We start from the raw sequence: 15,518 nt of genomic DNA on the forward strand, positions 1-15,518 counted from the left end.
GGAACAATTCCGTCACACTGGTGTTGTGAAAACACCGTCTGCACCGTCGCGCGTGGAAGAAGGCGCCGTTTCCGGCGCTGTCATCCCAGTGCACGGCTCGGCCACGGTTGGACACGAAGGTCAAACTCGTAGCGCTGTGGTAACTCTACTTCTCGAGGAGGGCCCCATCACTGCGTCCGATGTCGGCACGCGTTTGGGATTGAGTGCCGCCGGAGTCCGGCGTCACCTCGAAGCGCTCATCAGCGGTGGCGAAGCCCGTATTGCACCTTCGACGGCAATTCGTGGGCGTGGGCGCGGACGCCCAGCCAAGCATTTCCAGCTCACTGCCGTTGGACGCAACAGGCTCGGTCACACATACGACGATCTTGCCGGAGCTGCAATGCGGCAATTGCGCAAGATCGGGGGCGACGCAGCGATCGAGACGTTTGCTCGGCAACGCGTCGACGCCATCGTCGCCGATGTCGAACCGGTATCGGGTGACGGTGCGGCGGACGTCGAGGAAGCTGCCGGCCGTATTGCCGAAGCTTTCACTGCCGCTGGATTTGCCGCCTCGACGAGGGTCGTAGGCAACGGAGTCCAGATCTGCCAGCATCATTGCCCCGTGTCGCACGTGGCCTCGGAGTTTCCAGAGCTGTGCGACGCCGAGCGGGAGGCATTTGCCGAACTGCTCGGTACACACGTGCAACGACTGGCGACGATCGCGAACGGCGACTGCGCCTGCACCACCCATGTACCGCTCGCTAGTCCCACATTACGCACCAACCCCCGCACCACCCCCTCCGTAACATCCGGTGCACAGCCCCGCATCGGAGATCGAACAAGCCTCCGGAAGGAGCTCGCATGACCGTCACACCAGATCAGGTGACACCGGCGCCGCTTACTCAGGACGAGACAATTGCGTCGCTGGGAACCTACGGGTACGGCTGGGCCGACTCCGACGTTGCAGGCGCAAGCGCGCAGCGCGGGCTGTCCGAGGCAGTCGTACGCGACATCTCGGCCAAGAAGAGCGAGCCCGAATGGATGCTGGAGGCTCGTCTCAAGGCACTCAAGACGTTCGATCGCAAGCCCATGCCCAACTGGGGATCGGACCTCGACGGGATCCACTTCGACAACATCAAGTACTTCGTTCGCTCGAGCGAGAAGCAGGCGGCCACCTGGGACGACCTGCCCGCGGACATCAAGAACACATACGACAAGCTCGGGATCCCCGAGGCCGAGAAGCAGCGTCTGGTCTCGGGTGTCGCAGCTCAGTACGAGTCCGAGGTCGTGTACCACTCGATCCGCGAGGATCTCGAGGCGCAGGGCGTCCTGTTCCTCGACACCGACACTGCACTCAAGGAGCAGCCTGAACTGTTCCGCGAGTACTTCGGCACGGTAATCCCGGCCGGAGACAACAAATTCTCCGCGCTGAACACCGCCGTGTGGTCGGGCGGCTCGTTCATCTACATCCCGCCGGGCGTGCACGTCGACATCCCGCTGCAGGCCTACTTCCGAATCAACACCGAGAACATGGGCCAGTTCGAGCGCACGTTGATCATCGTCGACGAGGGTGCCTATGTGCACTACGTCGAGGGTTGCACCGCGCCGATCTACAAGTCCGACTCGTTGCACTCGGCAGTCGTGGAGATCATCGTCAAGAAGGGTGGACGTTGCCGCTACACGACCATCCAGAACTGGTCGAACAACGTCTACAACCTCGTCACCAAGCGCGCCAAGGCAGAAGCGGGCGCAACGATGGAATGGGTCGACGGCAACATCGGTTCCAAGGTCACGATGAAGTACCCAGCAGTCTGGATGACCGGCGAATACGCCAAGGGTGAAGTTTTGTCAGTCGCTTTCGCCGGCCCCGATCAGCACCAGGACACCGGCTCGAAGATGCTGCATCTCGCGCCGCATACCTCGTCGAATATCGTCAGCAAGTCTGTTGCACGTGGCGGTGGCCGCACGTCGTACCGCGGGTTGATCCAGATCAACAAGGGCGCATACGGCTCGCGCTCGACAGTCAAGTGCGATGCCCTGCTGGTCGACAACATCTCGCGTTCGGACACGTACCCGTACGTCGACATCCGAGAGGACGACGTCTCGATGGGACACGAGGCGACCGTGTCGAAGGTCAGCGACGAGCAGCTCTTCTACCTCATGAGCCGCGGTCTGACCGAGGACGAGGCCATGGCGATGGTTGTTCGTGGATTCGTCGAGCCGATCGCTCGCGAGCTCCCGATGGAATATGCGCTCGAGCTCAACCGGCTCATCGAGCTTCAAATGGAAGGGTCGGTCGGTTAAGTGAGCAAGCCGCTTACAGAAGGCACCGCGAGCGGAGTGATCGGCGCAGTTGCGCAAGAGAATCCGTCTGCAGGCGCCAGAGAAGACAAGTCGAAGCTGGTCGCCAACAAAGGTGCGCAATTCACCTCGTACGACGTCAACGCATTCGAGGTTCCGTCGGGCCGTGACGAGTTGTGGCGCTTCACTCCGTTGCGACGCCTCCGCGGTCTGCACGACGGCTCCGCCGTGGCAACCGGCTCGGCCGACATCGCTGTTCTCGACGCTTCGATCGCCGAAGGCGTCACCGTCGAGACGGTTGGGCGCGACGACGCCCGTCTCGGTGTCGCTGGAGTTCCAGCCGATCGGATTGCAGCCCAGGCTTACTCTGCGTTCACCGATGCGACGATAGTGTCCGTTGCAGCCGAGAACGAGCTCGCCGAACCGGTGCAGATCACCGTCACCGGGCCCGGCGTAGGCGCCGTCTCCTACGGCCACCTGCAAATTCGGGTCGGAAAATTCGCGAAGGCCACGGTCGTGATCGATCAGATCGGCAGCGGAACCTACGCCGAAAACATCGAATTCATCCTCGACGACAGTGCGAATTTGTCGGTAGTTCTGCTTCAGGACTGGCAATCCGACGCCGTTCACGTCGCTGCGCACCATGCGCGCCTCGGTCGTGACGCCGTGCTGCGGCACTTCAACGTCTCGCTTGGCGGTGATCTTGTCCGCGTCAGTCCCACCGTGCATTACGACGCTCCCGGCGGTGATGCGGAGTTGCTGGGTCTCTACTTTGCCGATGCCGGTCAGCACCTCGAGCAGAGGCTCCTGGTCGACCACACTGCCCCCAAGTGCAAGTCCAATGTTCTGTACAAGGGTGCGCTGCAAGGCGAAACCGGACCTGGCTCGGTCGACGCGCACACCGTCTGGATCGGTGACGTTCTAATCCGCGCCGGTGCCGAGGACACCAGTACGTTCGAATTCAACCGCAACCTGGTGCTCACCGATGGTGCGCGTGCCGATTCGGTGCCGAACCTCGAAATTGAAACCGGCGAGATTCTCGGTGCCGGTCACGCTAGCGCGACTGGGCGATTCGACGACGAGCAGCTGTTCTACCTACGCGCTCGCGGCATCTCCGAGGACGCAGCGCGGCGACTTATCGTGCGTGGTTTCTTCCACGAAATCATCGATCGTATCCCGGTACCTGCGATCCGTGAGCGCCTCGATGCCGCGATCGAGACCGAACTCGCCGTCACCGGCGTCTGATTCATGTGTAGAGCGTTCTGAACTCTCTCCGAAAACTCGAAGGAATATTTGATGTCCACGCTCGAAATCCGTGACCTGCACGTCAGCGTCGCGAACTCCGATGCCACCGCCGAACCCATCAACATCCTCAAGGGTGTCGACCTGACGGTGAGGTCCGGTGAGACCCACGCGATCATGGGTCCCAACGGGTCCGGCAAGTCCACGCTGTCCTACGCGATCGCCGGGCATCCCAAGTACACGGTCACCTCGGGAACCATCACGCTCGATGGCGAAGACGTCCTGCAGATGACTGTCGACGAGCGTGCTCGCGCCGGTCTGTTTCTTGCAATGCAGTACCCCGTCGAGGTTCCCGGCGTCTCGATGTCGAACTTCCTCCGTACCGCTGCCACCGCCGTTCGCGGTGATGCGCCGAAGCTTCGCCACTGGGTCAAAGAGGTCAAGACCGCAATGAGTGAGCTCGAGATCAAGGACGAGTTCGCTGAGCGCAGCGTGAACGAGGGCTTCTCCGGTGGCGAGAAGAAGCGTCACGAGATCCTGCAGCTCGGACTCCTCAAGCCGAAGATCGCGATCCTCGACGAGACCGACTCGGGACTGGACGTCGATGCACTGCGCATCGTCTCCGAGGGAGTCAACACGTACAAGGAGCGCGGCTGGGTCGATGCCACCGGCACGACGGTGGGCGGCGGAGTTCTGCTGATCACGCACTACACGCGAATTCTGCGCTACATCAAGCCGGACCACGTTCACGTCTTCGTGGGCGGCAAGATCGTGCAGTCGGGCGGCGCAGAATTGGCCGACGAGCTGGAGACGAACGGTTACGTCGGATTCACTGAGGCTGCAACCACGGGAGCGTGATCATGGCCGGGAGCGGAGCCCGCGGACTGACGCTGGTCGATACCACAGAATCAGTGATGGACAACGCATTCGACGTTGCAACGATTCGTGCCGATTTCCCGATTTTGTCTCGGACGGTGCGTGACGGCAAGCCGTTGGTGTATCTCGATTCCGGTGCTACCTCTCAGCGGCCGGTCCAGGTACTCGACGCCGAACGCGACTTCCTCCTCACGCGCAACGCAGCTGTTCATCGGGGTGCGCACCAGCTGGCGGAAGAAGCAACCGACGCCTACGAGGGTGCCCGGGCGTCGATCGCGTCATTCGTCGGCGCCGACGTCGACGAACTGGTCTTCACCAAAAACGCGACCGAGTCGCTCAATCTGGTGACCTACATTCTCGGCGACGAGCGGTTCGACCGTCATGTCGGTCCGGGCGACGAGATCGTGATCACCGAGCTCGAGCACCACGCAAACCTTGTCCCGTGGCAAGAACTCGCACGTCGGACGGGTGCAACACTTCGGTGGTACGGCGTCACCGACGACGGTCGAATCGATCTGGACTCGCTCGAACTGACCGACGCCGTCAAGGTCGTGGCGTTCACGCACCAATCCAATGTGACGGGTGCAGTGTCGCCGGTCGAGGAGCTGGTTCGTCGGGCTCGAGCTGTCGACGCGCTGGTCGTACTCGATGCTTGCCAATCGGTGCCGCACATGAGAGTCGACTTTCATGCACTCGACGTCGACTACGCGGCGTTCTCCGGGCACAAGATGCTTGCACCGTCGGGCGTCGGCGTTCTGTACGGAAAAGCCGCGTTGCTAGATGCGATGCCGCCGTTCATCACCGGTGGATCCATGATCGAAACCGTAACGATGGAGAAGACTACGTACGCGCCGCCGCCGCAGCGGTTCGAAGCGGGTGTACCCATGACGTCTCAGGTGGTGGGGCTCGGTGCCGCAGTCGGCTATCTCGAACGCATCGGGATGGATGCCATTGCAGCACACGAACATGCTTTGGTCGGCGCGACGTTGGAGAAGTTTGCATCTCTCGACGGAGTGCGGGTCATCGGACCGACGACGAACACCGAGCGCGGCTCGGCCGTCTCGTTCGTCGTCGACGGCATCCACGCGCACGATCTCGGTCAAATTCTCGACGACGAGGGCGTCGCAATCCGCGTCGGTCACCACTGTGCATGGCCGCTGCACCGGCGCTTCGGCGTCGCGGCGACGGCACGAGCGTCGTTTGCGCTCTACAACACCCTCGGCGAGGTGGACACGCTCGTTGCAGCGATCCAACGTGCGCAGAGCTTCTTCGGGACAGGGAGCGATGCTTGACATGCGTATGGAGCAGATGTACCAAGAAGTGATCCTCGATCACTACAAGCACCCGCATGGACGCGGACTCCGCGAACCGTTCGGCGCCGAGGTGCACCACGTCAACCCGACGTGCGGTGACGAGGTCACCCTCCGCGTGCACATCGACGAGGCGGGAACCGTCGCCGATGTCTCCTACGACGGCCAAGGATGTTCCATCAGTCAGGCCGCGACGTCGGTCCTCACCGATCAGGTCGTCGGGCTCTCGATCTCCGAAGCCTTGAAGACCGTCGACGCGTTCAGCGAAATGGTTGGCAGCAGGGGTAGCGTCGAAGGGGACGAGGATGTCATCGGTGACGGAATCGCGTTCGCCGGAGTGTCGAAGTATCCCGCGCGTGTCAAATGTGCACTGCTCGGGTGGATGGCTTTCAAAGACGCGGTTGTTCGAATAGTCGAAGAATCTCCCGCACGATCTTAGAGGACAACAATCATGACCGACACACAGCCAGTTCCAGACAATGATGCGGCAGAAGCGACCACCACCGCCCCGGTGTCGCTCACTCCCGAAGAGATCAAGGTGCTCGAAGACCTGGAAGAAGCGATGCGCGACGTCGTTGACCCCGAACTCGGCATCAACGTCGTCGATCTGGGACTCGTCTACGACATCAATATCGACGCCGAAGACATTGTCACCCTCGACATGACGCTCACGTCGGCGGCGTGCCCGCTCACCGACGTGATCGAGGACCAGGCAAGGGGAGCGCTCGTCCGGAGCGGGCTGTGCTCCGATCTGAAGATCAACTGGGTCTGGATGCCGCCATGGGGTCCGGACAAGATCACGGACGACGGTCGCGAGCAGCTGCGGGCTCTGGGCTTCACGGTGTGACGTAACCCAGCAGACGCTGGTCCACATGATTGTGGGCCAGCGTTTACTGTGCTGACATGATCGCCCGAAGTCAGGCGCGTTTTTGAGTTTCGGCGTTCTTGGATGCGGCAGCCTTCGTGGCTGCCGCTTTTTTGGCGGGTGTCTTGGTGGCAGTGGCCTTCTTCGCTTGTGCTTTCTTGGCGGGGGACTTCTTCGCGGGCTCGGTGTTGGTCTCCGGCGCACTCTTGGCGTTCTTGCCAGCAGCTTCGACGCTGCGCTGCAGGGCAGCGACCAAGTCGACGACCTCTGCATCCTCGCCGTCGTCGGATGATTCTTCCTCGGTGTGGACCACTTTTTCGCCGCCGTTGGCGATGGTGTCGTCGATAAGCTTGCGTAGCTCGATCTGGTAGTCGTCGGTATATTCGGTCGGATCGAGATCCGAGGACATGCTCTCGACGAGCGACGTTGCCATCTTCACTTCTTGTGGACGCGCCTTGGGCGCATCGTCGAGCGAGGGGAATTCCGCGGCCCGCACTTCATCGGGCCACAGGAGCGTCTGGATCACCAGGACGTCGCCGCGCACCCGCAGCGCGGCCAGTCGCGTCTTTTGGCGAAGCGTGAAGTGCACCAACGCGGTGCGTTCGGTTTCCAGCAAGGTCTGCCGCAGCAGAACGTAGGCCTTGGGGGACGACGAGTCCGGCTCGAGGAAATAGCTTTTGTCGAACAGGATCGGGTCGATTTGGTCGGTCGGTACGAACTCCAGAACCGGAATTTCGTGCTTCTCGGCTGCGGGTAGTTTGTCGAAGTCCTCGTCGGTCAGGATCACGCGCTCGCCATCGGGAGAGTCGTATGCCTTGTCGATGTCGGCGAACTGGACCGACTTTCCGCATTCACTACAGATACGGTCGTATTTGATTCGCCCACCGTCCTTGCCATGGACCTGGTGAAACCGAATGTCGTGTGTCTCGGTCGCCGAGTACACCTTCACCGGGACATTGACGAGCCCGAAGGCGATCGATCCCTTCCAAATGGAACGCATGGGGTTCATGATTCACGAGAATCACGTGCGGTGTCGACTGAACCGCTGAGCAACCGGCCCTTGTTTCACGAATTGACCCCCTGATTGCACCAATTGACCCTGATTTCACGAATTGAGCACTGTCCGGGCGATGGCCAGGCGCGTGGCGGTGGGTAGCGTGGGAAACATTCGAATCATCGCGTGGACGGTGCCCGCCGCGTCGGAACGACCGGACAGGTACGACGCCTGAAGCGCAACCGGCAGGTCGAAAAAGCTTGCGAAGAACTGCGGAACCAGAGCTGGATCGAGAGCGAGTGCGGTTTTGAGTCCGAGATTGCGAAGTCGCTGTACCGCCCAGATCTGGAGCGATCCGACGCGCCTGCCTCGGCGTACTGCGTCGACCAGGTCGTCCACGGCGGCAAGAGATGCCGCAACGCTGTAGCCGGTGGCTGGGTGCATCATCGGAGAACGCGAACCGAATCTGACGACGTCATCTTCGCCCAGCTTCCTCGGCGGCGGTTGAACGGGGAATCGCACTCGTTCGACCGACTCGGAACCGGACAGGACGAGTCCCCGTGCTCGTAGTCGGATGTGAAGCCTGTCGCGGAGGACACGGATGTCCAGCGCGGGTCGACCGACCAGACACGTCTCCTCGAGCAGGATCGACTCCTCGCTCGAGCGGACGGTGTACAGAAAGCTCGGTACTGCGCCCGGGTCGGTGCCGTTGTCGTGCCGCCAATCCATGAACCACGCTCCCGCCGACTCCAGCAGCGGCTCGGCAACCTCGCGTGGGACGATCACGCCGTAGGCAGTCTGCTCGGCGAGCCTGGGCATTCCGATCGTCCCCCGTGCATCGACAACGGTGGCTCCCGAGACGATCGTGCCGTCCGTCAACGTCACGTCGCTCGATGTGATGCGTTGTGCGGTGCCGGTCACCAACCGGGCGTTGTCGACCCTGAGCGCGGTCTGCAGGGCCAGCGTGTCGAGCACGCAGTAAGTCCTATCGATCGACTGCCTGCGGGTGGTCCACACTGCCGGATCGTCGGTGCTGGTGCCGATGACGGATGCTGGAAGCCAGAACGGGAGCTCGTCTTTCCACGCCGAATACGTCGGTGTCCAGCGCCGATCGGGATTGGGGTCGACAGCAATCACATCGAGACCGTGCGCTGATGCCCGATGCGTCAGTGCTCGCCCCGCCGGGCCGAGGCCGACTACAACCAAATCGGCAGTGGCGCGACCAGTGGCTGGAGGGTGGCTCACAGCCCGCCGGTTGCTAGCAGCCCGCCGTCGACCCGAATGGTCTCACCGGTGATCCACGAGGATTCGTCGGAGACGAGAAAGCCGACGAGACTTGCCACGTCCTCCGGGTTTCCCAGTCGCTTCATCGGATATACCGATGCAGCCTTGTCCTCGCCACCGGCAACCAGTGCCTCGGCGAATTTGGTTTTGACCACGCCCGGTGCCACCGCATTGATGCGGATGGACGGGCCGAGCTGCCAGGCGAGTTCTTCGGTGAGCCGGATGAGAGCTGCCTTCGATGCTCCGTATGCCGCAATGACACCGGTCGAGCGCAGTCCGGCCACACTCGCGATGTTGACGATAGCGCCGCCGTGTTCGCCCATCCAGTTGTGGTAAGCCTCCTGCACGAACCCGAGCGTTGCGACGACGTTGGTGTCGAAGATCTTCTTCACGCCGTCGAGATCGGCGTCCATGAGGGGTCCGTACACGGGATTGATACCGGTGTTGTTGATCAAGATATCCAATGAACCGAACTTTTCGATCGTCTGTGTCACAGCGTCGCGGCGGGACTGTGCATCGCCTGCATTGCCGGCGATCGTGAGTACCTCGGCGCCCTCGCCTGCGCCTTCGAGGAGTTCGTCTTTTGCATCGGCGAGCGGTTCGGGCTTGCGCGCAGTGATGGCTACCCGCGCACCCCGGTTCAACAGTTCGGCAGCGATTGCCTTGCCGATTCCTCTGCTGGCGCCAGTGACGAGAGCCACTTTCCCGGTGAGATCCCTGTGCTGTGCTGTGTTCGCGGCGGTCATGAGCGAGACGTTACCGGGGTCACCGTCCGACTTGGTGAGAGCATGGCCGTCGAGGGTCTAAAATGAGAGGTTGCTCGTGCCGCACCCCGGCGTCGTCGCTCGCGATGGCTTTTTCTTTACATTCAGTCACCAGTCGTTCAACCCTAGGAGCATCCGCGTGATCACCGCCACCGACTTGGAAGTTCGTGCCGGTGTCCGCACGTTGCTCTCGGCCCCAGGACCCGCCCTTCGCATACAGGCCGGTGATCGAATCGGCCTCGTCGGCCGTAACGGTGCAGGCAAGACTACGACACTGCGCATCCTCGCGGGCGAGAGTGAGCCGTACGCGGGTCACGTCGTCCGAACGGGGGATCTCGGCTATCTGCCCCAGGACCCCAAGGAAGGCGACCTGGACGTTCTCGCCAAGAACCGCGTCCTGTCCGCCCGCGGACTCGACACGCTGTTACAGCAGATGGAGAAGCAGCAGGCGCTGATGGCCGAGGTTGCCGACGAGAACCGTCTCGATCGGGCGGTACGCAAGTACGGCGAGCTGGAGGAGCGCTTCGCTTCGCTCGGCGGCTACGAGGCGGAGAGCGAGGCTGCTCGCATTTCCAACAGTCTTGGGCTGCCGGACCGAATTTTGAATCAGGCACTGCGCACGCTGTCCGGCGGTCAGCGTCGACGAGTCGAGTTGGCTCGTATTCTGTTCGCAGCCTCTGACGGCAGTGGCGGACGGTCCGAGACAACGCTGTTGCTCGACGAGCCGACCAACCACCTCGACGCCGACTCGATAACCTGGCTCCGCGGCTTTCTGCAGAGCCACGAGGGCGGGTTGGTTGTCATCAGTCACGACGTCGAACTGCTGGGCGATGTCGTGAACAGAGTGTGGTTCCTTGATGCGGTCCGCGGCGAAGCGGACATCTACAACATGAACTGGAAGAAGTACATCGACGCTCGGGCCACGGATGAGCAGCGCCGTCGTCGTGAGCGTGCCAACGCCGAAAAGAAGGCAGGCGCACTGCGAGTCCAGGCCGCAAAGATGGGCGCCAAGGCAACGAAAGCTGTTGCGGCGCAAAACATGGCGAAGCGGGCCGACAAGTTGCTCGCGAACCTCGATGCCGAGCGAGTGTCGGACCGGGTCGCCCACATCAGGTTCCCTGAACCTGCCCCGTGCGGTAAGACTCCGCTGATGGCCAAGAACCTGACCAAGATGTACGGATCGCTGGAGATATTCGCAGGCGTCGACCTCGCGATCGACCGCGGCAGCCGAGTGGTGGTTCTCGGCCTGAACGGCGCAGGCAAGACAACGCTTCTGCGGATCCTTGCGGGCACCGAGAAGTCCGATTCCGGACAGATCGACCCGGGCCACGGGCTCCGTGTCGGCTACTTCGCACAGGAACACGACACGCTCGACGACGCTGCCTCGGTGTGGGAGAACATCCGCCACGCGGCTCCCGACACGGGGGAGCAAGAGCTCCGTTCGTTGCTCGGCGCGTTCATGTTCACTGGTCCGCAGCTGGAACAGCCTGCGGGCACGTTGTCGGGCGGCGAGAAGACTCGTCTCGCCCTGGCCGGCCTCGTGTCATCAGCGGCCAACGTGCTTCTCCTCGACGAGCCCACCAACAACCTCGACCCGATTTCGCGTGAGCAGGTGCTGGACGCACTGCGCAGTTACAAGGGCGCTGTCGTGTTGGTAACGCACGATCCGGGCGCGGCAGAGGCATTGTCACCGGAACGAGTGATTCTTCTTCCTGACGGCACCGAGGACCACTGGTCTCAGGAGTACCTCGAGTTGATTCAGCTCGCCTGATCTCCGCGATGGTCGTGCGATTCGAGGGCGTCGGGAGTTTCGCTTGTTCCCTCGTGCCGCAGATGGTCGTCCTCTACCCTGAGTCGGGGGGTATTGGTGAGTGCGGGTCCCGAGGGTCGCTCCACGGGCTCGCTCCTGGTCATCGCTGACTGGAGGAACCCATGGCGCGTACGCGAGTTCGAACGACCGGGAAGAATGACGACGTCCGTGGACGCGGGGGCGCGCGGGAGTCGTCGTACGTCAAGGGCGCTCGTATCACTGGTGATTCCCGTGATCGGTTGCAGTCGTCTCTCAAGGAGCTTTACGAGAGCGGAGCCAGTATCAGGTCCTTGGCCACTAGTACAGGGCGCTCGTACGGGTTCGTGCACAAAGTGCTTGCCGAGTCAGGGACCGTACTGCGCGCACGCGGGGGGCCCAACCGCAAGCGCGCGCAGTAACACCCCGCGCGCAGTACGCAGTGCCCTCGGCGCAATCAGTGCGGCGCGTCCGACTTGCGTACCGACTCTTCGACCAAATCGAGAACGGCAGACAGGTTTGGGCCGCTCTGCCCGGACGCGATGCGCGCGACGAGTCCGTCGAGCACGAGGTCGAGATACTCGACCATGACTTCCTGAGGCACATCGTCGCGCAGTCGGCCCGCTGTCTTCTGACGTTCGAGACGAGCGTGTGTGGCGTCGGTGAGTTCGGCGGATTTCTCGGACCAACTCTCGCGGAATTCAGGGTCGGTGCGAAGCCGACGTGCTATCTCCAGCCGAGTACCGAGCCACTCGAAGCTGTCCGGTTGCTCCAGGATGTCGCGCATTACCTGCACGAGACCCTGTGTGGCAGCGACCTCGGCCATGCGTCGCGCGTCTTCCTGCGCCAACGCAAGAAACAGGCCGTCCTTGTCCTTGAAGTGGTGGAAGATCGCACCGCGTGAGAGTCCGGTGGCCTCCTCTAGGCGGCGGACCGTCGCTCCCTCGTAGCCGAACTCGCCGAAGCATCGGCGTGCGCCGTCGAGGATCTCGCTCCGCCGCGCGGCCAACTGGTCTTCACTGACCTTGGGCACTGTGTCGTTCCTACTCTCGGTGAGAAAGTGCTCGAGCTGCGATGGACCCGGAAGAACATACTTCCGGGTCCATCGCAGCTCGATCGGATCAGTACATATTTCGGCGGGTAGCCGATCAGCCCCTGATCATGTTGCGAAGCACGTACTGCAGGATTCCGCCATTGCGGTAGTAGTCGGCCTCACCGGGCGTATCGATGCGGACGACTGCGTCGAACTCGACCTTCGTTCCGTCGGTTTTGGTCGCCGTGACGGCCATCGTCTTCGGGGTGACGCCTTCGTTCAGCTTGTCGACGCCGGTGATGTCGAACGTCTCGGTGCCGTCCAACTTCAGCGACTTGGCGCTTTCACCCACTGGGAACTGGAGAGGGACAACACCCATACCGATGAGGTTGGAGCGGTGGATACGCTCGAACGACTCGGTGATGACTGCCTTCACACCGAGAAGCGAGGTGCCCTTCGCTGCCCAGTCACGCGAGGATCCCGAACCATATTCCTTACCGCCGAGGACGACGAGTGGGATGCCCGCTTCCTGGTAGTTCTGCGACGCGTCGTAAATGAAGGACTGCGGTCCACCGTCCTGGGTGAAGTCGCGGGTGTAGCCACCCGAGACGTCGTCGAGCAGCTGGTTCTTCAGCCGGATGTTCGCGAATGTTCCACGAATCATGACCTCGTGGTTACCTCGACGCGATCCAAGCGAGTTGTAGTCCTTGCGTTCCACACCGTGCGAATCGAGGTACTGCGCGGCAGGAGTGCCGGCCTTGATCGGGCCCGCCGGGCTGATGTGGTCGGTGGTGACCGAGTCGCCGAGCAACGCGAGAACGCGGGCACCCGTGATGTTCTCGACAGGTGCCGGATCCATCGTCATTCCGTCGAAGTACGGGGGCTTCCGAACGTACGTGGACTTCGGGTCCCAGTCGAAGGTGTCGCCTTCAGGGGTGGACAGGTTCTGCCAGCGACTGTCACCGGCGAAGATCGTCTCGTAGGACTTGCGGAACATGTCCTGGCTGATCGAGGACTGGATGGTCTCTTCGATCTCCTGTGCCGATGGCCAGATGTCCTTCAGATACACGGGGTTGCCCTCGTGGTCGGTGCCGAGCGCATCGGTCTCGAAGTCGAAGTCCATGGTCCCGGCAAGACCGTAGGCAATGACGAGGGGCGGCGAGGCCAGGTAGTTCATCTTGACGTCGGGGGAGATCCGACCCTCGAAGTTGCGGTTGCCCGAGAGCACGGCAGTGACGGACAAGTCGTTGTCGTTGATCGCCTTCGAGATCGGCTCGAGCAGTGGGCCGGTGTTACCGATGCATGTAGTGCAACCATAACCGCCGAGGTAGTAGCCGAGCTTCTCGAGATACGGCCACAATCCGGCCTTCTCGTAGTAGTCGGTGACGACCTGCGAACCCGGTGCCATGTTGGTCTTGACCCACGGCTTGGTCGAGAGTCCCTTGTCGACGGCGTTGCGAGCGAGCAGCGCTGCGCCGAGCATGACGGATGGGTTCGAGGTGTTGGTGCAGGAAGTGATGCCTGCAACCACCACGGCACCGTGATCGAGGACGAATTCGCCTGCCTCGTCGGTAGTGACTCGCACCGGCTTGCTCGGACGGCCCTCGGATCCGTACGCGGCGGAGCGAACGTCGACGGAGTCCTCTTCGGCGAAGCTCAGCGACGCGGAGTCACTGGCCGGGAACGACTCGTCGAGGGCCTCGTCCAGCTTGCTGTCACCCTCGTGCGCCGGGTGGTTCTCTTCGACGTAGTTGTGAATGTCCTTGCGGAACGCAATCTTCGACTCGGACAACAGGATTCGGTCCTGCGGGCGCTTCGGGCCTGCAATCGACGGAACGACGTCGCCGAGATCGAGCTCGATGTACTCGGAGTACACGGCCTCGTTCTCGGGGTCATGCCACATGCCCTGTTCCTTGGCGTACGCCTCGACGAGCGCGAGCTGCTCGTCGCTGCGGCCGGTGAGGCGCAGGTAACTGATGGTTTCCTCGTCGATCGGGAAGATTGCTGCAGTGGAACCGAATTCAGGGCTCATGTTGCCGAGTGTCGCGCGGTTCGCCAGCGGGACCTCGGAGACACCCTTGCCGTAGAACTCGACGAACTTGCCGACGACGCCGTGCTTGCGCAGCATCTGGGTGGCTGTCAAAACTACGTCGGTCGCGGTTACCCCTGGCTTGATCTCACCGGAGAGCTTGAAGCCGACCACTCGGGGGATGAGCATGGAGACGGGCTGGCCGAGCATCGCTGCCTCGGCCTCGATGCCGCCGACGCCCCAGCCGAGCACGCCGAGGCCGTTGACCATCGTCGTGTGCGAATCGGTACCAACGCAGGTGTCCGGGTAGGCCTGGCCCTTGCGGGTCATGATGGTCGGTGCAAGGTACTCGATGTTGACCTGATGGACGATGCCCATGCCGGGAGGGACGACCTTGAAGTCGTCGAATGCGCCCTGGCCCCAACGCAGGAACTGGTAGCGCTCGCCGTTCCGCTCGTATTCGAGGTCGACGTTGCGCTCGAGGGCATCGGCGCGGCCGAAGACATCGAGGATCACCGAGTGGTCGATGACCATGTCGGCGGGGGAGAGCGGATTGACCTTGTTCGGGTCGCCGCCCAGGGTCGTGACGGCTTCGCGCATGGTGGCGAGGTCGACGATGCACGGGACACCGGTGAAGTCCTGCATGATGACTCGAGCAGGGGTGAACTGGATTTCGATGCTCGGGTCCGCGGACGGGTCCCACGATGCAATCGAACGTATGTGGTCGGCGGTGATGTTGGCACCGTCCTCGGTGCGAAGGAGGTTCTCCGCGAGGACCTTCAGCGCGTAGGGCAACTTCTCGGCACCGGGAAGGGCCGACAAGCGGAAGATCTCGTACGAGTTCTCTCCAACTTCGAGGGTGCCCTTTGCACCGAATGAATCATTACTGGCGGTCACTTCAGCTCCACTCGTCTATGAGGCACACCGCCGACGGGGCTGTGTCGACGGTTGAAGCGAAACGTTCTTCTCGGCAGATCGGCGCACGCGACGATCGTCCGGTGAACGTTCCGACGGCAAGTCTAACAGTACGCTTGTCCTGTTGACGCGAAGGGCAG

General features: G+C 62.3%; 14 protein-coding genes. 9 read left to right on the forward strand and 5 right to left on the reverse strand.

Annotated features, from left to right (window positions below):
- Positions 1-25: 25 nt before the first annotated feature.
- From QMK17_RS16420 to QMK17_RS16450, 7 genes are read left to right on the forward strand one after another with little or no spacing between them, the layout of a single operon-like run.
- Positions 26-844 carry a helix-turn-helix transcriptional regulator gene (locus QMK17_RS16420; RefSeq protein ID WP_283510349.1) on the forward strand — a complete coding sequence of 273 codons (819 nt, stop codon included), beginning with the start codon at positions 26-28 and terminating at the stop codon, positions 842-844.
- A complete protein-coding gene (gene sufB, locus QMK17_RS16425; protein WP_283510350.1) occupies positions 841-2,283 on the forward strand; it encodes a Fe-S cluster assembly protein SufB in 1,443 nt (480 codons plus the stop codon). The genes QMK17_RS16420 and sufB overlap by 4 nt, the downstream gene beginning before the upstream one ends.
- On the forward strand, positions 2,284-3,525 hold the full coding sequence (gene sufD, locus QMK17_RS16430) for a Fe-S cluster assembly protein SufD (protein ID WP_283510351.1): 1,242 nt from the start codon (positions 2,284-2,286) through the stop codon (positions 3,523-3,525).
- A 51-nt stretch (positions 3,526-3,576) separates the two neighbouring features.
- Positions 3,577-4,380 carry a Fe-S cluster assembly ATPase SufC gene (gene sufC, locus QMK17_RS16435; protein ID WP_283510352.1) on the forward strand — a complete coding sequence of 268 codons (804 nt, stop codon included), beginning with the start codon at positions 3,577-3,579 and terminating at the stop codon, positions 4,378-4,380.
- Between the two features lie 56 nt (positions 4,381-4,436).
- On the forward strand, positions 4,437-5,690 hold the full coding sequence (locus tag QMK17_RS16440; RefSeq protein ID WP_283510430.1) for a cysteine desulfurase: 1,254 nt from the start codon (positions 4,437-4,439) through the stop codon (positions 5,688-5,690).
- Between the two features lies 1 nt (position 5,691).
- Positions 5,692-6,147 carry a Fe-S cluster assembly sulfur transfer protein SufU gene (gene sufU / locus QMK17_RS16445; RefSeq protein WP_283510353.1) on the forward strand — a complete coding sequence of 152 codons (456 nt, stop codon included), beginning with the start codon at positions 5,692-5,694 and terminating at the stop codon, positions 6,145-6,147.
- Between the two features lie 12 nt (positions 6,148-6,159).
- A complete protein-coding gene (locus QMK17_RS16450; protein ID WP_283510354.1) occupies positions 6,160-6,555 on the forward strand; it encodes a metal-sulfur cluster assembly factor in 396 nt (131 codons plus the stop codon).
- Between the two features lie 70 nt (positions 6,556-6,625).
- Here QMK17_RS16450 and ku read toward each other — a convergent pair whose 3' ends face one another.
- From ku to QMK17_RS16465, 3 genes are all read right to left on the reverse strand, one after another.
- Positions 6,626-7,573 (reverse strand): non-homologous end joining protein Ku, encoded by a 948-nt coding sequence (ku, locus tag QMK17_RS16455; protein WP_283510355.1) that lies wholly within the window; start codon positions 7,571-7,573, stop codon positions 6,626-6,628.
- A 105-nt stretch (positions 7,574-7,678) separates the two neighbouring features.
- Positions 7,679-8,812: a lycopene cyclase family protein gene (locus QMK17_RS16460; RefSeq protein WP_283510356.1), complete on the reverse strand. Its 1,134-nt coding sequence runs from the start codon at positions 8,810-8,812 to the stop codon at positions 7,679-7,681.
- Positions 8,809-9,597 (reverse strand): SDR family oxidoreductase, encoded by a 789-nt coding sequence (locus QMK17_RS16465; protein ID WP_283510357.1) that lies wholly within the window; start codon positions 9,595-9,597, stop codon positions 8,809-8,811. Before QMK17_RS16465 ends, QMK17_RS16460 begins: the two co-directional genes overlap by 4 nt.
- Positions 9,598-9,754: 157 nt before the next feature.
- On the opposite strand from QMK17_RS16465, the gene QMK17_RS16470 reads away from it, so the two are divergent.
- On the forward strand, positions 9,755-11,386 hold the full coding sequence (locus QMK17_RS16470) for an ABC-F family ATP-binding cassette domain-containing protein (protein ID WP_283510358.1): 1,632 nt from the start codon (positions 9,755-9,757) through the stop codon (positions 11,384-11,386).
- A 161-nt stretch (positions 11,387-11,547) separates the two neighbouring features.
- Positions 11,548-11,823 (forward strand): helix-turn-helix domain-containing protein, encoded by a 276-nt coding sequence (locus QMK17_RS16475; protein ID WP_283510359.1) that lies wholly within the window; start codon positions 11,548-11,550, stop codon positions 11,821-11,823.
- A gap of 35 nt (positions 11,824-11,858) precedes the next feature.
- Here the strand turns inward: QMK17_RS16475 and QMK17_RS16480 are convergent, their stop codons facing one another.
- Together QMK17_RS16480 and QMK17_RS16485 are read right to left on the reverse strand one after the other, a co-directional pair.
- Positions 11,859-12,434, reverse strand: a complete 576-nt coding sequence (locus tag QMK17_RS16480) for a TetR/AcrR family transcriptional regulator (protein WP_283510360.1) — start codon at positions 12,432-12,434, stop codon at positions 11,859-11,861.
- A 115-nt stretch (positions 12,435-12,549) separates the two neighbouring features.
- Positions 12,550-15,360 (reverse strand): aconitate hydratase, encoded by a 2,811-nt coding sequence (locus tag QMK17_RS16485; RefSeq protein WP_283510361.1) that lies wholly within the window; start codon positions 15,358-15,360, stop codon positions 12,550-12,552.
- Between the last annotated feature and the right edge of the window lie 158 nt (positions 15,361-15,518).

Origin of the sequence: Rhodococcus sp. G-MC3 (assembly GCF_030063335.1) — a bacterium.
Classification (GTDB): Bacteria; Actinomycetota; Actinomycetes; order Mycobacteriales; family Mycobacteriaceae; genus Rhodococcoides.

Excerpts from the sequence above, each read along its gene's own strand:
- sufB (WP_283510350.1), top strand. The coding sequence starts at position 841 with ATGACCGTCACACCAGATCAGGTGACACCGGCGCCGCTTACTCAGGAC.
- sufC (WP_283510352.1), top strand. The coding sequence starts at position 3,577 with ATGTCCACGCTCGAAATCCGTGACCTGCACGTCAGCGTCGCGAACTCC.
- QMK17_RS16440 (WP_283510430.1), top strand. The coding sequence starts at position 4,437 with ATGGACAACGCATTCGACGTTGCAACGATTCGTGCCGATTTCCCGATT.
- sufU (WP_283510353.1), top strand. The coding sequence starts at position 5,692 with ATGCGTATGGAGCAGATGTACCAAGAAGTGATCCTCGATCACTACAAG.
- QMK17_RS16450 (WP_283510354.1), top strand. The coding sequence starts at position 6,160 with ATGACCGACACACAGCCAGTTCCAGACAATGATGCGGCAGAAGCGACC.
- ku (WP_283510355.1), bottom strand. The coding sequence starts at position 7,573 with ATGCGTTCCATTTGGAAGGGATCGATCGCCTTCGGGCTCGTCAATGTC.
- QMK17_RS16465 (WP_283510357.1), bottom strand. The coding sequence starts at position 9,597 with ATGACCGCCGCGAACACAGCACAGCACAGGGATCTCACCGGGAAAGTG.
- QMK17_RS16475 (WP_283510359.1), top strand. The coding sequence starts at position 11,548 with ATGGCGCGTACGCGAGTTCGAACGACCGGGAAGAATGACGACGTCCGT.